The sequence below is a fragment of the Acinetobacter sp. YH01004 genome (genome assembly GCF_013420455.1).
Classification (GTDB): Bacteria; Pseudomonadota; Gammaproteobacteria; order Pseudomonadales; family Moraxellaceae; genus Acinetobacter; species Acinetobacter towneri.
In genome coordinates, this window is record NZ_VOXZ01000007.1 from 52,735 (window position 1) to 73,140 (window position 20,406).

General features: G+C 42.4%; 20 protein-coding genes. 6 read left to right on the forward strand and 14 right to left on the reverse strand.

All coding sequences use genetic code 11. From position 1 onward, the window contains the following. Window position 1 precedes the first annotated feature (1 nt). Together aceE and FTT71_RS06665 are read right to left on the reverse strand one after the other, a co-directional pair. Complete coding sequence (aceE, locus tag FTT71_RS06660; RefSeq protein WP_096901655.1) at window positions 2-2,704, reverse strand: pyruvate dehydrogenase (acetyl-transferring), homodimeric type; 2,703 nt, start codon at window positions 2,702-2,704, stop codon at window positions 2-4. 368 nt (window positions 2,705-3,072) lie between these two features. Then, window positions 3,073-3,756 (reverse strand): M23 family metallopeptidase, encoded by a 684-nt coding sequence (locus FTT71_RS06665; protein WP_004974246.1) that lies wholly within the window; start codon window positions 3,754-3,756, stop codon window positions 3,073-3,075. A gap of 106 nt (window positions 3,757-3,862) precedes the next feature. Between FTT71_RS06665 and FTT71_RS06670 the strand changes: the two genes are divergently transcribed. Beyond that, window positions 3,863-4,303, forward strand: a complete 441-nt coding sequence (locus FTT71_RS06670) for a DciA family protein (protein WP_004974242.1) — start codon at window positions 3,863-3,865, stop codon at window positions 4,301-4,303. Window positions 4,304-4,400: 97 nt separating this feature from the next. Here FTT71_RS06670 and lpxC read toward each other — a convergent pair whose 3' ends face one another. From lpxC to gshB, 8 genes are all read right to left on the reverse strand, one after another. Then, window positions 4,401-5,303: a UDP-3-O-acyl-N-acetylglucosamine deacetylase gene (lpxC, locus tag FTT71_RS06675; RefSeq protein ID WP_004974240.1), complete on the reverse strand. Its 903-nt coding sequence runs from the start codon at window positions 5,301-5,303 to the stop codon at window positions 4,401-4,403. Between the two features lie 123 nt (window positions 5,304-5,426). Then, window positions 5,427-6,608 (reverse strand): cell division protein FtsZ, encoded by a 1,182-nt coding sequence (ftsZ, locus tag FTT71_RS06680; RefSeq protein ID WP_004974238.1) that lies wholly within the window; start codon window positions 6,606-6,608, stop codon window positions 5,427-5,429. A 159-nt stretch (window positions 6,609-6,767) separates the two neighbouring features. After that, the gene (ftsA, locus tag FTT71_RS06685; protein WP_004974236.1) at window positions 6,768-8,030 is read right to left on the reverse strand and encodes a cell division protein FtsA; all 1,263 of its coding nucleotides are present in this window, start codon (window positions 8,028-8,030) and stop codon (window positions 6,768-6,770) included. Window positions 8,031-8,097: 67 nt separating this feature from the next. Further along, window positions 8,098-8,952 (reverse strand): cell division protein FtsQ/DivIB, encoded by an 855-nt coding sequence (locus FTT71_RS06690; RefSeq protein ID WP_004974235.1) that lies wholly within the window; start codon window positions 8,950-8,952, stop codon window positions 8,098-8,100. Window positions 8,953-8,954: 2 nt separating this feature from the next. Then, window positions 8,955-9,884, reverse strand: coding sequence for a D-alanine--D-alanine ligase (locus FTT71_RS06695; protein ID WP_131261210.1), 930 nt, complete (start codon window positions 9,882-9,884; stop codon window positions 8,955-8,957). Between the two features lie 56 nt (window positions 9,885-9,940). Continuing rightward, window positions 9,941-11,389, reverse strand: coding sequence for a UDP-N-acetylmuramate--L-alanine ligase (murC, locus tag FTT71_RS06700; RefSeq protein ID WP_096901645.1), 1,449 nt, complete (start codon window positions 11,387-11,389; stop codon window positions 9,941-9,943). Between the two features lie 3 nt (window positions 11,390-11,392). Next, window positions 11,393-12,496: an undecaprenyldiphospho-muramoylpentapeptide beta-N-acetylglucosaminyltransferase gene (gene murG / locus FTT71_RS06705; protein WP_004974229.1), complete on the reverse strand. Its 1,104-nt coding sequence runs from the start codon at window positions 12,494-12,496 to the stop codon at window positions 11,393-11,395. 319 nt (window positions 12,497-12,815) lie between these two features. Further along, a complete protein-coding gene (gshB, locus tag FTT71_RS06710; protein ID WP_004974228.1) occupies window positions 12,816-13,760 on the reverse strand; it encodes a glutathione synthase in 945 nt (314 codons plus the stop codon). A 116-nt stretch (window positions 13,761-13,876) separates the two neighbouring features. Between gshB and FTT71_RS06715 the strand changes: the two genes are divergently transcribed. Next, a complete protein-coding gene (locus tag FTT71_RS06715) occupies window positions 13,877-14,071 on the forward strand; it encodes a DUF3565 domain-containing protein (RefSeq protein WP_167846407.1) in 195 nt (64 codons plus the stop codon). Window positions 14,072-14,225: 154 nt separating this feature from the next. Then, entirely contained in the window at window positions 14,226-14,285 is a 60-nt protein-coding gene (locus FTT71_RS13435) for a hypothetical protein (RefSeq protein WP_225531235.1), read from the forward strand. A gap of 48 nt (window positions 14,286-14,333) precedes the next feature. On the opposite strand, the gene FTT71_RS06725 is transcribed toward FTT71_RS13435, so the two are convergent. The 3 genes from FTT71_RS06725 to pyrE form a co-directional block, all read right to left on the reverse strand. Further along, entirely contained in the window at window positions 14,334-14,993 is a 660-nt protein-coding gene (locus FTT71_RS06725; RefSeq protein WP_136144754.1) for a hypothetical protein, read from the reverse strand. Next, the gene (locus FTT71_RS06730) at window positions 14,990-15,850 is read right to left on the reverse strand and encodes a PAAR domain-containing protein (RefSeq protein ID WP_178867106.1); all 861 of its coding nucleotides are present in this window, start codon (window positions 15,848-15,850) and stop codon (window positions 14,990-14,992) included. Before FTT71_RS06730 ends, FTT71_RS06725 begins: the two co-directional genes overlap by 4 nt. Before the next feature lie 476 nt (window positions 15,851-16,326). Next, complete coding sequence (pyrE, locus tag FTT71_RS06735) at window positions 16,327-16,977, reverse strand: orotate phosphoribosyltransferase (RefSeq protein WP_096901637.1); 651 nt, start codon at window positions 16,975-16,977, stop codon at window positions 16,327-16,329. 39 nt (window positions 16,978-17,016) lie between these two features. Between pyrE and FTT71_RS06740 the strand changes: the two genes are divergently transcribed. Both FTT71_RS06740 and FTT71_RS06745 read left to right on the forward strand, forming a co-directional pair. Then, window positions 17,017-17,835 (forward strand): exodeoxyribonuclease III, encoded by an 819-nt coding sequence (locus FTT71_RS06740; protein ID WP_096901635.1) that lies wholly within the window; start codon window positions 17,017-17,019, stop codon window positions 17,833-17,835. Window positions 17,836-18,380: 545 nt separating this feature from the next. Then, window positions 18,381-18,728 (forward strand): Spx/MgsR family RNA polymerase-binding regulatory protein, encoded by a 348-nt coding sequence (locus FTT71_RS06745; RefSeq protein ID WP_026438350.1) that lies wholly within the window; start codon window positions 18,381-18,383, stop codon window positions 18,726-18,728. Window positions 18,729-18,824: 96 nt separating this feature from the next. Here FTT71_RS06745 and FTT71_RS06750 read toward each other — a convergent pair whose 3' ends face one another. Beyond that, on the reverse strand, window positions 18,825-19,262 hold the full coding sequence (locus FTT71_RS06750; protein WP_004974208.1) for a DUF2147 domain-containing protein: 438 nt from the start codon (window positions 19,260-19,262) through the stop codon (window positions 18,825-18,827). Between the two features lie 154 nt (window positions 19,263-19,416). On the opposite strand from FTT71_RS06750, the gene FTT71_RS06755 reads away from it, so the two are divergent. Further along, window positions 19,417-20,328, forward strand: a complete 912-nt coding sequence (locus tag FTT71_RS06755) for an alpha/beta hydrolase (protein WP_004974206.1) — start codon at window positions 19,417-19,419, stop codon at window positions 20,326-20,328. Window positions 20,329-20,406 lie beyond the last annotated feature (78 nt).

Sequence of the window (20,406 nt, forward strand, 5' to 3'; positions counted from 1 at the left end):
ATCAGTGCTCCTCTTTGTAGTCAGCAACCGCTTGTACTTCAGGAACCGCTTGCGGTGCCCACGCGACAGGACGATCTGTATCTAACTCAAATGTCGAGATTGCATCTTTGACCAAACGCGCATCGACTTCGCCTTCATCAGCCAGTTTTTTCAAGGTGGCTACCACAATGTGTGCAGCATCGACCCCAAAGTAGCTACGCAAGTTACCGCGGGTATCGGAACGACCATAACCATCGGTACCTAAGGCAACAAATGGACGATTGTCTGGCAAGTAACCGCGAATTTGCTCGCTATAGGCGCGCATGTGATCGGTAGCAGACACGACAATGCCATCTTTGCCACGTAACTGTTGTGAGATCCACGGCTCTTTGCTTTCTTCAGCCAATGGATGCAAACGGTTGTATTCTTCACACGCCATACCATCACGCGCCAATTCATTAAAACTGGTCACACTGTAGACATTCGAGTGGATTTGATACTCTTCACGCAAGATTTTCGCCGCTTTGATGACTTCACGCAAAATCACACCTGAACCTAGCAATTGAACCGTGGCTTTTTCATCTTCCTGCAGTAAATACATGCCGCGCTTAATGCCTTCTTCCACACCTTGTGGCATTTCAGGATGCTCGTAGTTTTCATTCATTACGGTGAGGTAATAGAACACGCGCTCCTGATTGACATACATGCGTTGCAAACCATCATGCACAATCACGGCAAGCTCATAACCAAAGCATGGGTCATAGGACACACAGTTTGGAATAGTATTGGCTAAAATATGCGAGTGACCATCTTGGTGTTGCAAGCCTTCACCATTGAGTGTGGTACGTCCTGCAGTGGCACCCAACAAGAAACCTTGCGCCTGTGCATCACCTGCCGCCCATGCAATATCCCCAATACGTTGGAAACCAAACATGGAGTAATACATATACATTGGGATCATTGGTAAGTTATTGGTCGAATAACTGGTACCCAAAGCTGCCCAAGCACTCATTGCACCTGCTTCGTTAATGCCTTCTTGCAGCATGTGACCGTCTTTGGCTTCACGATAATGCATCAATTGTTCTTGGTCTTCAGGGGTGTATTTTTGCCCATGTGCGGCATAAATACCCAGTTGACGGAACATGCCTTCTAAACCGAAAGTACGTGCTTCATCGGGTACAATGGGTACCACACGGTCTTTAATGGCTTTTTCTTTGAGCAGGGCAGAAATCAAACGCACCATCACCATAGTGGTCGATTGTTCTTTGCCACCTGAACCTGCCAAGACTGAATCGAAAACTGATAATTCAGGAATTTGTAAAGCTTCGCTGTCTTTACGACGCGCAGGCAAATAACCACCCAACGCTTCGCGACGCGCTTTCATATATTTCAATTCAGGCGAATTTTCACTTGGACGATAGAACGGCACTTCTTCAAGTTGCTCATCGCTAAATGGCAAGTTGAAGCGGTCACGTACATATTTTAAAGAATCCAACTGCATTTTTTTGATTTGGTGGGTTTTGTTCACCGCTTCAATTTCATCAGACAAACCATAACCTTTGACAGTTTTGGCTAAAATGACCGTTGGCTGACCTTTGGCCTTACATGCTTCAGCATACGCCGCAAATACTTTGTACGGATCGTGACCACCACGGTTCAGGTTATCAATATCTTCATCGCTTAAATCTTTGACCAATTCTTTGGCTTCAGGATATTTACCAAAGAATTTCTCACGAGCGTATGCACCACCTTTCACTTGCAAGCGCTGATAATCACCATCCACCGCTTCTTCCATAATGGCTCTTAATGCACCTGTGTCGTCTTTGTCTAATAAAGCATCCCAATGACGCCCCCAGACCACTTTAATCACGCGCCAACCTGCGCCACGGAATAACGACTCAAGTTCTTGAATGATTTTACCGTTACCGCGTACAGGGCCATCTAAACGCTGTAAGTTACAGTTCACCACCCAAATCAGGTTATCTAGCTTTTCACGACCTGCCAGTGAAATTGCACCCAAACTTTCTGGCTCATCCATTTCACCATCGCCTAGATATGCCCAGACTTTACGGTCTTCTTCTTTAATTAAACCGCGGTTCATTAAGTATTTTTGAATATGTGCCTGATAAATTGACATGATTGGACCCAGACCCATCGACACCGTTGGGAACTGCCAATAGTCAGGCATTAAATAAGGATGTGGATAGCTAGGTAAACCGTTACCGCCCACTTCACGGCGGAAATTATTCAATTGATCTTCGGTTAAACGCCCTTCTAAAAATGAACGGGCATAAATACCGGGTGCACAGTGACCTTGGTAGTAGATCATATCACCGCCAAAATGATCACTATTGGCACGGAAGAAATGGTTAAAACCAACATCATACAATGTTGCTGAAGATGCGAAACTTGCAAGGTGACCACCTAAATCATCACCTGTTTTATTGGCACGCAATACCATTGCCAACGCATTCCAGCGAATCAGGGCGCGAATACGACGCTCCATATCCTGATCGCCCGGCATGGCAGGTTGTTCTTCCACTGAAATGGTATTGAGGTAAGGAGTATTTAATCGCTGAATGGGTACATGCTTTGCAATTGCACGTTGGTACAGTTTTTCGAGTAAAAATGCTGCCCGTTCAGTACCCATATGTTGTAACACAGCATCAAAGGCGTCTTGCCATTCTTGGGTTTCTTGTGAGTCCGTATCACCGTAAAACGCCATAATTCACTATTCCTAAGCCTAATCGTATGCTTTATATGTATCATAATTTAGACTTTAGTAGATATGGCTAATCTTAAATGCATATCCTGCATACTATTTAGAAAATAAATAGTCATTGACACATTCTTACAGCAAATAACAAAAAACCGCCAATTTAGGCGGTTTTTTATACAATAAAGCAGATACTGCGTGTTATTATTTTTTTAGGTGATAAGTTGATGTCTGAAATGTCTCACTAGATTTCGCTAAAAGCTAAAACGTGAGTATAAAGAAAAGCGACCTTTGCCGCTTTAATTTCATGTTTTAATTTGTAGTTCGCGTGTAGTTTACAGTGAGTGTGGCTAGAGCATGAATTTCTAGCCAAAACATTACGGCAACATTGCTAAATAGGTAGAAGGGTTCTTACGTTGACCATCTTTCACTACTTCATAATGTAAGTGAGGACCTGTACAACGACCTGTACAACCCACGTTGGCAATATGTTCGCCTGCATCTACACGGTCACCCACACGTGCAATTAAACGTGAAGCGTGTGCGTAGCGCGTGATATAACCATTACCGTGGTTAATTTCTACATATTGACCATAACCTGTGCCCCAGCCTGACTTGGTCACAATACCTGGGCCAGTCGCATAAATTGGAGTACCGCTTGGTGCAGCAAGGTCTAAGCCAGAATGGTTTTCAGCACGACCACTCATGACACGACCGCCATAGTTCGAGCTAATACGTGCATTTGGTAATGGATGTGACACTAACCAAGCATAAGGATTTGAAGAAGCAAAACGGGTGCTGGTATTGGTACCGTATTTTTTTGCTAAAGACGCATTGTTTAATTCTGTAGTCTTTTCACGAAGCTTAACGGTCATCTGCGTTTGTGCAGGAACATCAATGTCTTGTGTTTCTGTATAAGAACCTTGTGACAAGGTGCGGGTTAATTGCTCAATACGATCAGTCGATGAATTTTGAGAATCTAACTCAACTAAATCAGCAAATGCGACAGATGCTGCCGAAGCTGCCAGTGAAAACGCTAATAAAATACGGCGCGAATGCATAAAAAAACCTCTTAACTGTTCTTACTTGAAGTTCCTTGTGATCTCTTCCTTGATATCTACTGAAAGGAGCGCATAAGATTAGGGCATAAACATGAAGGAATGATGTATGTCCGAACCTGTGAATCTCTTTCAACAAACAAGAAAACACATAAAAACAGGAAACCTAACGTTTCTCTCAACCCAAGTTGCTGCATGGCAGAAACTTGGCAAACTTATTCAACCTTTACTGCCGCAACCAGAGCAATGGCAGGTGGTTTGTTATCAACAAGGTGTCTTAACCATTACTGGAACGAATCAAGCGATGGTCAGTCAACTTGCTTATTTGCAAAAGCAATACATTACTCAACTGTCACAACTGCATGAACTGAAAGACATACAAAAAATTCAAGTTCGTTTAAGAGTTGAATCTCAAACGCCCCCAAAAAGCGAAAAGCCTTTAAGAACACTTAGTCCAGAAACTCAAGATATGTTACGAGGTGCTGCTGACTTTGTGAGCGACCCTAAGCTTAGCCAAGCTTTGTTACGTTTGGCAAGCAATAAAAAATAATTGTTTGCAGAAAACACCAAAAACTCGTGCTCAAATTTGTGATGAAATTCACATATTATTGTTGTTACATTATAACGTAGTAAGAAAAGACAATGACTTATGTCACATGCACAAAAGTGATCGGGCAAGAATTTATGTCATCAAATGTTACAATTTCATAACTGCTTGGATCGCTCTGAACATTGCGTAATAACTGATTATTTAAGGCATGTCCTGATTTATAACCATCAAACTTGGCAATAATTTGATGTCCAAGCAAGTACAAATCCCCCACAGCATCTAAAATTTTATGCCGTACAAACTCGTCCGAGAAGCGCAAACCTTCTTCATTGACCACGCCTGTATCATCTACCCCAATGGCATTATCTAAACTCGCACCCAAAGCCAAATTATTGGCTTTTAAATAGTCCAAATCTTTCATAAAGCCAAAAGTACGTGCGCCACTGACTTCATAGACAAAGGTTTCTGTAGAAAAATCGATGGTGGCAGACTGATATTCTTTTTTAAAGGCAGGATGATCAAAGTCGATGGTGAAATTGAGCTGAAAACCTTCATGCGGACTGAACACCGCACGTTTATCGTCAATTAAAGCTTCTACAGGTTTTAAAATTTTGATGAACTTTTTCGCAGCATCCTGTTCTTTTAAACCACCCTGCATCAACAAATAAATAAAAGGCCCTGCACTGCCGTCCATAATGGGCACTTCAGAGGCAGACACTTCAATAATCAAGTTATCAATGCCCAACCCTGCAATTGCACTCATAACATGCTCAATAGTGCCAACTTTGGCATTATCCTGAACCAAATTCGAGCACATAAATGCTTCTTGAATCAGCATGGCATCGGCTGGAATATCGACAGGCGGATTTAAATCGATACGACGAAACACAATTCCCCCATCGGCATGATGCGGCACAAAGTTGATCAATACTTTTTGACCACTGTGCAGACCAATACCGCTCGCCTTGACGACACGTTGTAGGGTACGTTGTTTCAGCATGTTCTCAATTCATCTAAATTTTAAAACCGCTATACGTTAGCATATTTAGCCATTGATAAAAAACAAAAAAGGCAGTTTAAAACTGCCTTTTCCCGATCACACAATGAAATTGAGGATCTTGGCTTATTTACGCTGCTGATTTTTCAAATAGTCTTGAATACTCATTGGCGTTGGACGCGCAGAGCCTGATGTTGTTGTCGCACTAATTGCAGGCGCAGTTTCTGCCTGCTGACGCTGAATTGCAGGCACATCATCTTCTTCTACTGCCGCTGTTGGTGCTGCAGAAGTGGTTTGTGTCACGGTGCGTTTTGCAGGCTCTGGTGTATCGCCTGTGTTACGCGCTAAACCAGTAGCAATAACAGTCACGCTAATTTCGTCACGCGCTTCAGGATCAAATACCGTACCGTAGAATACTTGGGTTTGTTCGGTATCTGAAAGTTGATGAATCACGTCCATGATCTCTTCGATTTCACCGAAGGTCACATCATCACCACCCGTTACGTTAATCAACAAGCCTTTGGCATTGGCAATGGTTACGCTATCGAGCAATGGGCTACGAATCGCTTGTTCAGCCGCTTGACGCGCACGGTTTTCACCACGACCTGAACCAACACCCATCATCGCATAACCGCGCGTACTCATCGCAGTTTTCAAGTCAGCAAAGTCTAGGTTGATGTGACCTGGACGTACCACCAAATCAAAAATACTGCGTACACCGTTCAACAAAACGTCATCGGCTTTTTTATACGCATCTTTCATTGAAATGTCGCGGTAAACTTTCATTAAACGCTGGTTTGGAATAATGATTAAAGAGTCTACATGCTGTTCTAATGCCGCAATCCCTTTTTCCGCAGAAAGTAAGCGACGCTTACCCTCAAAGTTAAATGGCGTAGTCACCACACCAACAGTCAAAATGCCCATTTCTTTGGCAATTTCAGCCACAACTGGCGCAGCACCTGTACCTGTACCACCGCCCATCCCTGCAGTCACAAACACCATGTCTGTGCCTTCAAGTTGCTGACAGATCAGCTCGCGGCTTTCTTCCGCTGCAGTTTGACCCACTTGAGGATCACCGCCCGCGCCTAAACCACGTGTGCTTTGCTCACCTAGCTGGATTTTGAATTGCGAATTCATGCGATCCAATGCTTGTTTGTCCGTATTGGCACAAACAAATTTTACACCCTGAATATCCGACTCAAGCATGTGCTGCACAGCGTTACCACCTGCACCACCCACACCAAACACAGTGAAACGGGCTTGACCGTTGCTATCGGTTTGATCATCTATAAATTCAAATGAGGCCATGACCTTTAGATTTCCTAATACGTTATTGGCAGTCACTTAAGCCCGTATACTGCCTTGATCTTCATAAAAATTATTTTTAAGAATGCTGTTCAACTTCTGGCTTGTCAAGTACCAGTGATGATCCGTACAACTTCCTAACAATATTCCCAAAAAACTCAACTAAAAAATAGATTTTAACTTTTCGTTCAAGCCAGACCATGCCCGTCCGACACGCCCCCAAACCGATAAGGTTTCAGGGTCTTCATGTTCTACAATCGTGTCTTGAGTATAGTTTTGACTATAAAGCAATAAGCCTGAAGCTGTTGCATATTGTGAACGGCGTAAGGCGGCCTGATGCGGTTCATCGGCATAAACTTGTGAAGGATGATTCCCCAAGTGTGCCGAAACACCCAACATACGACGTACCAAGCTGATCATGCCTTCAATTTGTGAGGCATCACCCGCCAAAACCACACCATGATATAAACCATGAATGGCACCGCTCTTTTCGAGTTCCTGACGAATTTGTGCAAAAATTTCTTCATAACGCGCAATAATAATTTCCGCCAGTTCAATACGGCTAATGGTTTGCGGCCCATCAATGCCCTGAATCTGAATCATGTGATCAGGTTTGACCACTTTCATATCTACACAGCCATACAATAGCTTAATCCGTTCAGCTTCTTCAGTTGTGGTTTGTAACACCGCTGCAATATCGCGGGTGACATGCTCACCACCACGCTGCAAAGTGTGTGCCAAGGCCAAACGTCCATCTAAATAAACTGCAATACTGGTCGTACCTGCGCCAATATCTACCAGACACACACCGTATTCTTTTTCATCTTTAAGCAGACTGGCTTCTGCAGTGGCTAAATTTGACACCACCATTTTTTCGACACCAATATTGGCACCTTTTAAAGCACGGTCTAAATTCTGCATGGTGCTAATAGGCAACATCATCAATTGATAATGCCCCGTCATGCTATGTGCTGACATACGAATTGGGTTTTGTACCCATTCACCCGAATCATCTAAATCGAAACCGAGTGGTACTGCACTCACCAAATAATGGTCTGAGGTGAGGTGACTGGCTTTGGCCAAGTCCAAGGCGCGTACCACTTCACTGGTGGTAATGGTGTGATCACTACTTTCAATAGGTGTGCGACCTGAAGCATAAAAGCTTTTTAGCTCTGCACTAGGAATAGAAATCCATGCCGAATGCACACGGCATTCCGCCATATCTTCCGCTTCTTGCACGGCATTTTTAATTGCAGTAATCACTTTATCGAGACTGACAATTTTTCCTTTACTCATGCCTCGATTACGTGCGGTGGCCATACCAATGACTTGGATATTGTCTGGCGCATGGACCTTAGCAATCAAAACTGAAACTTTGTGCGTCCCAATGTCAATCGCAACAACCGAGGGAACAGCTTCACTCATTTATTCACTACCATTACCAGTATGTTTAATTTATGGCTTAATGCCTCTATTTTTTTAAAGCCCAATATTATGGCTTTGCTCTTATTCCCTCTGCAATGCTTGTGTCATCAATCGTTACAACAAAGTGACCATTTGCAATTTTTGGCGGAATTGAGTTTTTCCATTGAATGGCTAAACCATTGCGATAACGCAAATCGATGGCGGATATTTTAGACCATACAGGTTTCAAATCACTTTGTGCAAGATGCCCCAAGCGCTGCAGCTTACTCATGGTTTGATCTTTATCTACAATAACACGTAGACCTGAATCAAACTGCATAAACCACGTCATACGTTCTGTTAAATATAGTTCTTTTAAACGATCGTTGACGGGTAAGAATAATTGGTTAATTTCATTATAACGACGCATCATCATTTTAGATTGATGCGTTGGCCCGTGTAATAACGGTAAATGTTGATTATTTTGTGGCGTGACCTCGGTAAAGACTTCACCGCTGTCACTGAGCAAACGACCTGTCCCCCAACGTGCAATTGGATGACGCGGCATAACCCGCACACGAATAGCATTCGGCCACGCACGTGAAACCACCACTCGATCTACCCAAGACAACTCCAAAGCGGTATCGCGGATTTGCTCTAGGTCAGAGGTGAAATAGTTCTTGGTCATTACAGGGTTCACATGCGTCATCACTTGGCGGTGTTCCGCATCTGAACGTGTACCCACTACATCTAGCTTGGCAATTTGTGCATCGGTCATGACTTTGTATAGCCCGTACGCACCCACTGCCAACACGAGCACCGCAACGCACAGCATTACCCAACCGCCAAAATGAATCAGCTTTTCTTTGGCTGTTGGCGGTTTGTCATGAATCGAGGTAATCGCTGCCCGTTTACGGCGCAAGGATGCAGGAAGTTGAGCCATATTTAGTGTGCTTCACCTGTAAGGGTTTGTGCCAAAATTGCCACACACAGCTCATCAAAACTATAGCCGACTGCATTTGCCGCTTTCGGAACTAAAGAGTGGCTGGTCATTCCCGGCACGGTATTCACTTCCAATAGCCAGAAATTGCCGTTCTCATCTTGCATGGCATCAATACGACCCCAGCCACTTGCACCCACGGCTTGGAAGGCACGTAATGCCAAAGCTTGTAACTGTTGCTCTTCGGCAGTGCTTAAACCACACGGAATACCGTATTGCACATCATTACGTTGATATTTGGCTTCATAATCATAGAACGCCACATCTTTCGGTGGTTCTAAACGAATAATCGGTAAAGCCTGACCATTTAACAGCACGATGGTAAATTCACGTCCTGTAATCCATTTTTCAGCCATAACAATAGCGTCATGTGCAGTTGCTTTCGCTACAGCATCGGCAAAGTCTTCTACTTTTTCGACTTTGCTCATGCCAATACTTGAACCTTCATGTACAGGCTTGATGATGAGTGGTAAACCCAATTCGGCAACCACGTCTTCAATATTGGAATCTTTGCTAACAATACGATATAGCGCAGTTGGCAAGTCAGAACCTTGCCAAATTTGCTTGGTCTTCACTTTGTCCATGCCAATGGCTGAACCTTGCACGCCCGTACCCGTGTATGGAATATTCAACCATTCCAAAACACCTTGAATTTGACCATCTTCACCACCGCGCCCGTGTAACACAATAAAGGCACGATCATAATTGACCAATTCGGTCACGCTACGTGTTTGTGGATCAAATGCTTCTGCATTGACCCCAGAACGTAGCAGTGCTTCGAGTACTGCTTGACCGCTGTCTAGAGAAACCTCACGCTCAGCAGATTTTCCACCCAATAACACGGCAACTTTGCCGAACTTTGAAGCATTTGACACGTTTATATCCTTAAACTTTAAACTGGTCGATCAAATTCAAACATCACAGGTTGTGATTATTTTAAATATAAATGGTTTTGTGCAAGCTCGATTGAAATCGCCCCCACATTACCTGCACCTTGGGTCAATAACAAGTCATTGGCCTGTAACACTTGTTTCACAATATTCGGTAGGTTGCCGTCATTTGGATCGACCAAAATTGGCTCAACCTGACCACGCAAACGAATACTGCGTGCCAAAGTACGGCTATCTGCGCCAACAATTGGTTTTTCACCCGCAGGATAAACATCGAGCAATAACAATTGATCGACTTGTGACAACACTTCCACAAAGTCATCAAAACAGTCACGGGTGCGACTAAAACGGTGTGGCTGGAACAACATCACCAAACGGCGATCAGGATGACTTTGACGCGCAGCTTTAATGGTGGCTTCCACTTCTTTCGGGTGATGTCCGTAGTCATCTACCAATTTCACATTGCCGTCTGCTACCGCAAACTCACCTTGTACTTGGAAACGACGACCGACACCGCTAAAGCCTTCTAAAGCACGGCAAATTGCACCATCAGAAACGCCTTCATCGGTGGCAATTCCAATTGCAGCCAAGGCATTCAATACGTTATGCAGCCCCGGTTGATTCACCGTCACGCGTAACGGTTCGCGGTCTTTACGCAGTACAGTAAAGTGTGTGCGCATACCGTCTTGATCAACATCAACGGCACGAATATCGTTGTCTTCATTAAAACCATAGGTCAATACAGGGCGCCCGATACGCGGCATGATTTCACGAATATTGGCATCATCACCACACACCACAGCCAAACCGTAGAATGGCAGTTTGTGCAAAAATTGAATAAAGGTATCTTTTAAGGTATCGAAACTACCACCATAGGTGTCCATGTGGTCGGCATCAATATTGGTCACCACAGCCGCCATTGGCTCTAGGAATAAGAACGATGCATCAGATTCATCGGCTTCTGCCACGATATAACGGCTAGCACCCAATGCTGCATTGACCCCAGTACGGTTTAGCAAACCACCAATCACGTAAGTTGGATCCATGTTTTCTTCGGCCAACATACAGGTGATTAAACTGGTAGTGGTGGTTTTACCATGTGTACCCGCGACTGCAATACCATGACGGTAACGCATCAACTCGCCCAGCATTTCAGCACGACGCACCACAGGAATACGGGTGTCAATTGCTGTTTTAATTTCTGGGTTTTCTGGGTCAATTGCAGTAGACACCACCAACACATTGGCGCCTTTAATATTCTCTGCCGCATGCCCAATATAAACCTTGATGCCGTTTTCTTCTAATTGCGCTGTGGTTTTTGAAGCTTTGATGTCTGAACCCGACACTTTATAGCCTTGGTTTTTCAAGACTTCGGCAATACCACACATCCCCGCGCCACCAATACCCACAAAATGAATGTGTTTGATACGGCGCATTTCAGGCACTTTGATTAATTTTTTCGCTTGATCAGCGGGTGTAGAAGGAGACATATTTTACTCGAACAATGCTTGAATAAGACGAACCACGTGTTGAGTTGCATCAGGCTGCGCCTGCTGACGGGCTTTGACCGCCATTTCAGACAACAATTGACGATTCATTAACGGGGTTAATAATGTTGTTAAACTTTCAGGTGTCATGCTGGCTTGCGGACAGATTTTTGCTGCACCAAGATCGGCTAAAAACTTGGCATTGGCAGTTTGGTGATCATCCACCGCACTAGGCAATGGTACAAATACTGCTGCAACACCTGCAGTCGCGACCTCGGTTACCGTGAGTGCGCCCGCACGACAAATAATTAAATCGGCATCACTATAGGCTTTGGCCATATCTTCAATAAAAGGCTGTACCTCAACCTGTAAATGGTCAGGCTTGTGTGCATAACGTGCCTGCGTCGCTTCGGCATGGTTTTGCCCACATTGATGATAAACATCTAAAGCGACATTTAGTTGCTTTAACGCTTCAGGTACACATTCATTTAAGGCTTGTGCACCTAGTGAACCACCCACAATTAAAATACGAATTGGCAAGCCTGCTTTTTCACGTTCCTGATAGCGCCATGCAGGGCTTAAGGTCGCAGTGATTTCTTCACGAACAGGGTTGCCTGTGGTGACAATTTTGTTACTGTTTGGAAAGGTATTTGGGAAAGCCTGACACACGGTTTTTGCCACACGTGACAATTGAGTGTTGGTAAAACCCGCAACTGCATTTTGTTCGTGAATCAGCACAGGAATACCCAAAGCACGTGCTGCCAAGCCACCTGGCCCTGCCACATAACCACCAAAACCTGCAACAGCATCAACTTTTAATTGCTTCATGTAACGCACAGCACTGAGCGTTGCGCCTAAAATTTTAAATGGTGCAGCCAGTTTACGGATCAAACCGTTGCCACGTACACCTTGAATATTAATTTGGTAAATTGGGATATTATGATTTTTAAGCAGACGATTTTCCATGCCCGTTGGGGTCGCCAACCATGACACTTGAATCCCTTGTTGCTGTAATTGTTTTGCGACGGCCAAAGCGGGAAAAACATGTCCACCTGTACCTGCGGCCATCATCATGACATGTTTAGGCTGTTGTTGCTGTGCGTCAGTCACGGTTTAATTCTTCAACTCAAAATAAGGCAAATAAAAATCTTGTATAAGCTATCAATTGTAATCACAAACGCATGGGCTTGAAAGGTTATTTACTTTTTTTCACCAAGTGCTTGATTGTTTTTTTCTACAGATTTTCAAGTTTAAACTAGTTTTATTATTAATCTACGGAAAATGTTAAGTTTTATTCAATTTTACCTGCTTTGATTGATCTATTTTGCAAAGTGTTTAAGTTGTTTTTTGTATCCACGTCTCTAAAAACAAGGCCGCTTTCAAATAGAAAACGGCTTTTGTATTGATACAGTGAGCATAAAGCCCAAACTTAGTTGGGACGACCTGCTTCAAGTACGGTAAATAAATCATCGGCAATGGATGTACCAAACTGTGCATCAATTTCACGAATACACGTTGGACTGGTCACGTTGATTTCAGTGACATAGTTGCCAATCACATCTAATCCGACAAAAACCAAGCCTTTTTCACGTAAAAATGGCCCGACTTTGGCGGCAATGGCTTTGTCATTTTCAGTCAATGGACGTGCTTCGCCTAAACCACCTGCAGCTAAGTTGCCACGCACTTCGCCATTTTGTGGAATTCGTGCCAAACAATAAGGCACAGGCTCACCATTAACCATGAGGATGCGTTTATCACCATCTACAATTTCTGGAATATAGCGCTGCGCCATGATTGGCTGAGTGCCGTTGTTGGTCAGAATTTCAATGGTTGAGCCAATATTGACCCCATCTTGGTACAAACGGAAAATTCCCATGCCGCCCATGCCATCGAGCGGTTTAACGATCACATCACCATGTTGCTGAATAAATTCACGAATCAGGCTTTGTTGTGAAGTGACCAATGTCGGAACTTGTAGTTCTGGGAATTGAGTCGCAAACAGCTTTTCATTACAGTCACGCAGGCTTTGCGGCTTGTTGATGATCCATGCGCCTTCGCGTTCAGCTTGCTCTAAAATATATGTGGTATAAACGAAATTCATGTCAAAAGGCGGGTCTTTACGCATGAGAATGACATCATAATCAGCTAAGGATTCTTTGCGTTTTTCGCCCAATTCGTAATAATGGTTATAATCTTCAAAGACTTTGAGCGATGCAATCAGACCAAATGCCTTGCCCTGATCAATATATAAGTCTTGCTGTAATGCATAGCCCAAGGTATGCCCACGACGGCTTGCCGCCCATAACATCGCCATGGTTGAGTCTTTTTTCAAATTGACACTTTCGATGGGATCCATCACAACAAGTACGCGCATATTTCGGTGCTCTTTTGAAGAATTGAATAAGCAAAAGTATAGCGGAGTTTGGCTTTGGTTTTGCTGCAATTTTCGTAACGCTTTATCCACGATCATCATGCACTTAGGAGTATGCGATGCAACAAGCGATTATTGATTTTCATTTAGATGAAGAAAATGATTGGGTCGCAGATTTGGCCTGCGGTCATGGGCAGCATGTGCGGCATAATCCACCGTGGCAAAACCGCCCGTGGGTAATCACAGAGCAAGGGCGCAAGGAAAAGTTGGGGGTGATGCTGGAGTGTAAGAAGTGTGAGGAGGAGACTGAGTGAATACGCTTAGGGACTCAGTGTTATTCATACCCTCTTCATACCCCAAATGTCTCCTTTTAAGTCGTGCGTGTATAGCATTCTTCGCTGCCATTAAAGGGCGATCTGGTCTCATCCATGGAACTCGAGAACTTGTGGTGCATCGCACTATGTTGTCGTGTATGACGTTAAAGATTCTGTTCGTATTTTAAGAATTTTGCATACATCACAACAGTAGGGTTAGGTTGATGTATTTACGCACTCCTGAAAACCAATACAACAAAGATCACTGGTAACTAGCGATCTGTTCAATCGCCAACTCATAAGAACTTTCAAACTGATATTTCAGCGTTTTATCTTGAGTAGAATGAATAAAATCTTCCATTTTTTGTCTATATTCTTCATGTCCTGCCTTATACATCGCGAGTAAGTACCCCCACTCACCATATAAATATTCAGAGTCATTTTTAGGAGTGACTTTCAATGTCTTTTCCAGCAATGACGCTACTTGGGCATAACATTTTTCATATTCATTTTTAGGCTTTTTAGCGTAATAGCTCAACTCACATTGAGTCAGTAAACGTGCTTCGCTAAACCTAGTTTTTAACATTTTACTATTTAAATCATAAGCTTCTTTATACATGGCTGTGGCTAAGTAAATCTGCATTTGCAACTTTTCTCGCTCGGAATCATTCTTAATTTTGTTTATTTCAGACAAACTATCTTTCATTACCTTATTCGCATGTTCTCTTTCCCTAAAATTCAAATTATGAATCGTATCTTTATATTTTTTTATAATAGATTGATCTTCTGCAGAAAGACTCTGGGCAGCTTCACTATCTTGAGTGAGTTCAACTTCACCATGATGTGTATTATGTCCATTAGATGAGCAGGCAGTGCTTCCGAATATCAAGAAGGCTGTTAAAAAAATAAGAAAATTCTTCATCTAACTTCCCTTGCTGCGGAATTTAAAGTAAAGCTGTGGGTTGTAAAACTGGGTATCGGGGTAACAACTCCACCGCTAAACGTCAATACATATCCAAGATCTAATTCAACCCTCAATAGGAGTAAATCAGGCTCAGGTAAGGTAATGTTACAGAAACCTACTGGTTCTTTTCCTCGCTCAATACTCCAAACCCCACCATCAGACTTCAATTCTTGTATTTTTAATAATTCAGATTTTCTATTTTTTTCTTTATAGAGTCTTAGAGTTGCATAAGGAGTGATTTTATTTGCATCATGTTTTACAACTGGCGGGTGATATGAAACTGTTATAAACAGATTCTTTTTCTTTAAAATAGATGTAACGATAAAATCACATGCTCCTGAAACTATTTGTAAAACACTCCCAAATAGCCCTTTTTTATCTTCATCGTATGGAGGAATTCCTGTTTTAAATTTTACATAATCGGTTTTATTAAACTCAATATAATAGTTCTCATACTTCCTCTTATTTGTAAAACTATTTATTAAATTCTGTTGAGCACTTATAGGCAGAGTTTGCTCAGTTTGAGGATTAGAAACTATATGATAATTAGCATTACTCCCACCAACAACATGCGACTGTTGCGGCTGAATAATAGCACCGCATGTTAATTTATCCCCGACATAAGCAACTGGCTTACCATCAAAGATAATATGGTCATGGCTTTTAATCACTGAAGACCAACATTTACATCTTGGACAGAAATGCCCATCGCCCGCTCTAACAAAAGAATTGCCCATTTGAGAATTTCTTATCTGAGTAGCTAGAATACGACCACCATGATTAGTTGGTGCATTATGAATAGCAAAACCTCTCATAATCTTAATCCTTATAGTTTAGTCATGACTAAGAGAGTTCTGAAATGTTAATTGATCTTTAAAAATGCATATTGCCACCGAATTGTTAAAAGTATCAATAATTTCATCGCCATTCTTTAATTGACTACTGACCAATAGAGCAGTGATACCTTCAACAACTTTTAAGATTTGCTCAATCTCTTTTGAGAACATCTGTTGTTCTAGTGTTTTGATAAATAATTTGTATAACGAAGTTGATCTTGTCATTTTTGAGTTCGTATATGTTTTTATTATATAATGCGAAGTATAACAAACTTTTAAATTAGTAAAAAATCATAGTACTTTTCTCATATTAAATTTTAATGTGATTTAAAAATACAAAATTTGTCTCACCCCTCAGTCGGGCTTTTTTATTATTTATTACATTTCATTATATTATTAAAAATCAAACTGAATAAAAGCGAAAAGGAAGCTCTCGCTTCCTTCTCCAAAACAACTTAAATCCCATACTTCACACGGTACGCTTCCATTTTCGCCAAGGCATCTTTTTCACCTTTAGCATCCAAATAATTCATTAAATCTTTCATGGTAATTAAAGCATGCACAGGAATTTCCAACTCTTTTTGCACTTCCTGAATAGCAGACAAATCGCCCTGACCTTTTTCTTGACGGTCTAAAGCCACCAATACGCCCGCAATTTGTGCGCCTGCATTTTTCAAAATAGTCACCACTTCACGAATAGCCGTACCCGCAGTAATCACATCATCAATAATCCAAACTTTTTTGCCCTCAACCGCAGCACCCACCAACACACCGCCTTCGCCATGATCTTTGGCTTCTTTACGGTTAAACCCCCACGGCACACTTACGCCATGATTTTGCGATAAAGCCACTGCTGTAGCTGCCACAAATGGAATACCTTTATAGGCAGGCCCGAAAATAACATCTACATTTTTGCATTGCATGAGTTGATCTGCATAGCCCGAAGCCAATAGCGATAAAGCTTCGCCATCATTCAACAAACCTGCGTTAAAAAAATAAGGACTCACACGACCCGATTTTAAAGTAAACTCACCAAATTTAAGCACACCACGTGATAAGGCGAGTTCGATAAAAGCTTGCGGGTTAAATTGAGCTGGCGATGTCATGAGGTGCTCCAAATTAATACATTGAGGTAAGACCTGAGCATGATACCAAAGAGTAGCTATCCGAGTGATCAAAAAATTCTTCGAGTGGTTTCAATTAACGTCAATGGGTTGCGTTCATCGGTAAGCAAAGGCTTACTCGAATGGTTGGAAAAGTCTGAAGCAGACGTGATTTGCATGCAGGAAAGCCGCATCACACACGCCCAATGGACCGATAAATTTAAGCCAGAAGGCTGGCACACGCATCTTTTCCCTGCAGAACGCGCAGGCTACGCAGGAACAGCCATTTATAGCCGTTTGCCCTTTGTTTCTGTGCAAAATGGTTTAGGCTTTGAATTGGCCGATTCTCAGGGTCGCTTTATCAGTGCTGAATTTGATGTAGGACTGGATCACCCAATTTACATCTGTTCACTGTATTTGCCTTCTGGCTCTTCGGGTGAAGAAGCGCAAATGCGGAAAGATCACTTTTTAGAAGAGTATCAAAAAATTCTAAAACAGTGGCGTGAAGACAATAAATCGATCATTGTCTGTGGCGATTACAACATTGTGCATAAGCGCATTGATATTAAAAACTGGTCAGGTAACCAAAAGTCTTCAGGTTGCTTACCGCATGAACGTGCATGGTTAGATCATATTTATAATGACTTGGGCTATGTCGATACCTTCCGTGAAGTACGCCATGAAGCAGAGTTGTATTCTTGGTGGTCAAATCGCGGGCAAGCCCGTGCCAAGAACGTTGGTTGGCGGATTGATTATCATGCCTGTTCACCCGACTGGAAAGCACGCACTGTCAATGCTTGGGTGTATAAAGAAGAATGGTTTAGTGACCATGCTCCCGTGATTATTGATTATAAGATCTAATATTCACACAAATTTCACAGCCTACACGAGTGAACAGTTGTTCACTCAACTGAGGTTCAATTCGCACATAATCTGTCGACTTTGTGTATTTATCTTCAAGTCGATTCAGCGCATTATTGCATCACGGCAAAGGGACAGTCAGGATGACACAAAAGGATTGGAAGCCGAAGGATGGAAAATAAACTAACTGGTTTTGGTTAGTTTCAAGGATGTAACAATGGACGTTAAAATGAGACCCGCATAATCAGGATGATTAAATGCGGGTTTTCTCTTTTTATCATCTTATTTTCTGTTTTGCGCTGTTACTGTTGTTCTTCACTGTATTTTTTATTTTCACTAGAGTCTGTTCTTATCAAGTTTTTCATTTTTTTCTGTTTATGCGTCCCATTTTAGAGCGATCAAGTGTCAATTTGGTGACATCGGTATGACGTATTGATGACACATACCATTTAAACAGCCAATCATTGTTCACTGCAAGTTTCTAGCACTTAGCGCTGTTTTGGGCTAGGCTATAGCCAGTTTGATGATATTAACGTGAAAAAAATATGTTAAAAATTTATGGGATTAAGAACTGCAATTCAATGAAAAAAGCCTTCGATTTACTCAATGAATTGGGGCTAAGTTATGAGTTTCACGATTATAAAAAACAAGGGATCGATGCCGACACTGTCAAAAGTTGGTTAGATGCGCTTGGGCAAGATGTAGTACTGAATAAAAAAGGCACCACTTGGCGCAAACTCAGCGAAGCAGAACAGCAAGCTGCTTTGGCCAGTGAAGCCAACTTAATTGAAGCACTTTGCACTCACACCAGTTTAATTAAACGTCCTGTCTTAAAAACTGAATCAGGCTTTATTGCGGGTTTTGATGAAGCGGCTTATCGTGCTTTAGGTTAAGTTTAAAAAAATACCAATAAAAAAACCTGCTCACATGGAGCAGGTTTTTTTATATCCTGTGCAATATGATTTCAACTGCACAGGTGGAATACATGCTTAGTTCGCACGAATCCATGTTTGGTTACGACCCAATGCCGCTACACCAATGAAACCACGCAATTCCAGTTTCTTACCACCATCGGCAAGTTTACCTTTTAGCTTGTAGGTTTTACCTGTTTGCGGGTCAAGAATTGAACCACCATCGTAGCTCGTGCCGCCTGTATTTTTCAGACCGCGAACAATGGTCAAACCTTTGAGTGATTTGTTGTGATACGGACCTTCACATTTTGTACAGGCATTTTCTTCACCAGGCGTTAAAATTGACTGAATGCTTGCGGTTAAAGTTCCATTTTTTTGCTCAGTAAATCTTACCGTGGCTTTGGGTTGTTTGGTTTTGTCGTCAATTGTTTTCCAAACTGTGCCGTTAAGCGGATCTGCAGCATTGGCCAAAGCGCTTAAACCTAACAGCCCGAATGCAAGTGCAATTTTTTTCATTGTTTTGTTTCCCTGGTCTACTATCAGACAACTTTATTATTAAAAAGTCACAACAAATTTGCAATTTTTGAATGTGACCGTTTAGTGTACCCTTGTAAATTATGTTGGTAAATACACAAATATCCGATCAAATAAAGAACAAGATGGAAAAATCATGAAGATTAACCCCATGTGGAAACAAATTATTACAGAGCAGTTTTTAAAAACTACCATTCGCAAACCAAGCCAATTTAATTTACCCCCCAATTCTGTACGTTTTGCACTAGAACAAATGTGCCGTTTATTTCCCATGCAAAAGTCGGTGCAGGTACGCGCGCTGCGTTTAGCAGGTCTGCATGCCGAAGAATTAAAACCACAGAATGCTGCAACACAGCTCATTTTTCATATTCATGGCGGGGCTTTTTTTCTGGGTTCGTTAAATACCCATCGAGCATTTTTGAGTCAAGTTGCGGCACGCACCCAAATGCAAGTGATTCATGTCGATTATCCGCTTGCACCTGAGCATCCTTTTCCACATGCTTTGGAAGCCGTGTTTGATGTCTATCAAAGTCTGTTGGCGCAAGGTATACACGCCAAAGATATTATTTTGTCAGGAGATTCTTGCGGTGCAAATTTAGCGTTGGCGCTAGCTTTAAAAATACGTGATGAGCAATTGCCGCAAGTGAGTGGCTTAATGCTGCTGTCACCATTTTTAGATTTAACCCTCACCAGTGAATCCTTGCGTTATAACAGCAAGCATGATGCCCTGCTGTCAATTGAAACGCTGGAAACAGGCATTGATTACTATGTACCGCCTGAACTTGATCGGGCAGACCCGCAAATTTCGCCATTGTTTGATGATTTACACGAATTACCACCAGTTTTAGTACAAATTGGCTCTAAAGAAATTTTGCTGGATGATGCAACACGTTTTAAAGAAAAAGCCGAACAGGCAGGCGTAGAAGTGCATTACAAACTCTACACGGGTATGTGGCACAATTTTCAAATGTTTTCACCGTGGTTTGAAGAAGCCAAACGTGCATTGGCAGATTTAGCAGAGTTTGCACATCGGCAAGATCAGAGCTAAGTTCAACCATAACAAGGCTTTGCTAACCAACCCTTTTAGCCGATCCATCTATATAAAAAAAGCTCAGCACCCTCAAGG

What these genes read in the sequence shown, in the direction of transcription:
- FTT71_RS06745 (WP_026438350.1), top strand. Translation starts at nt 18,381, where the DNA reads ATGTTAAAAATTTATGGGATTAAGAACTGCAATTCAATGAAAAAAGCC.
- ftsA (WP_004974236.1), bottom strand. Translation starts at nt 8,030, where the DNA reads ATGAGTGAAGCTGTTCCCTCGGTTGTTGCGATTGACATTGGGACGCAC.
- gshB (WP_004974228.1), bottom strand. Translation starts at nt 13,760, where the DNA reads ATGCGCGTACTTGTTGTGATGGATCCCATCGAAAGTGTCAATTTGAAA.
- FTT71_RS06665 (WP_004974246.1), bottom strand. Translation starts at nt 3,756, where the DNA reads ATGCATTCGCGCCGTATTTTATTAGCGTTTTCACTGGCAGCTTCGGCA.
- FTT71_RS06690 (WP_004974235.1), bottom strand. Translation starts at nt 8,952, where the DNA reads ATGGCTCAACTTCCTGCATCCTTGCGCCGTAAACGGGCAGCGATTACC.
- FTT71_RS06670 (WP_004974242.1), top strand. Translation starts at nt 3,863, where the DNA reads ATGTCCGAACCTGTGAATCTCTTTCAACAAACAAGAAAACACATAAAA.
- FTT71_RS06730 (WP_178867106.1), bottom strand. Translation starts at nt 15,850, where the DNA reads ATGAGAGGTTTTGCTATTCATAATGCACCAACTAATCATGGTGGTCGT.
- FTT71_RS06755 (WP_004974206.1), top strand. Translation starts at nt 19,417, where the DNA reads ATGAAGATTAACCCCATGTGGAAACAAATTATTACAGAGCAGTTTTTA.
- ftsZ (WP_004974238.1), bottom strand. Translation starts at nt 6,608, where the DNA reads ATGGCCTCATTTGAATTTATAGATGATCAAACCGATAGCAACGGTCAA.
- FTT71_RS06750 (WP_004974208.1), bottom strand. Translation starts at nt 19,262, where the DNA reads ATGAAAAAAATTGCACTTGCATTCGGGCTGTTAGGTTTAAGCGCTTTG.
- FTT71_RS06740 (WP_096901635.1), top strand. Translation starts at nt 17,017, where the DNA reads ATGATACCAAAGAGTAGCTATCCGAGTGATCAAAAAATTCTTCGAGTG.
- murC (WP_096901645.1), bottom strand. Translation starts at nt 11,389, where the DNA reads ATGTCTCCTTCTACACCCGCTGATCAAGCGAAAAAATTAATCAAAGTG.
- pyrE (WP_096901637.1), bottom strand. Translation starts at nt 16,977, where the DNA reads ATGACATCGCCAGCTCAATTTAACCCGCAAGCTTTTATCGAACTCGCC.
- lpxC (WP_004974240.1), bottom strand. Translation starts at nt 5,303, where the DNA reads ATGCTGAAACAACGTACCCTACAACGTGTCGTCAAGGCGAGCGGTATT.
- aceE (WP_096901655.1), bottom strand. Translation starts at nt 2,704, where the DNA reads ATGGCGTTTTACGGTGATACGGACTCACAAGAAACCCAAGAATGGCAA.
- FTT71_RS06715 (WP_167846407.1), top strand. Translation starts at nt 13,877, where the DNA reads ATGCAACAAGCGATTATTGATTTTCATTTAGATGAAGAAAATGATTGG.
- FTT71_RS06725 (WP_136144754.1), bottom strand. Translation starts at nt 14,993, where the DNA reads ATGAAGAATTTTCTTATTTTTTTAACAGCCTTCTTGATATTCGGAAGC.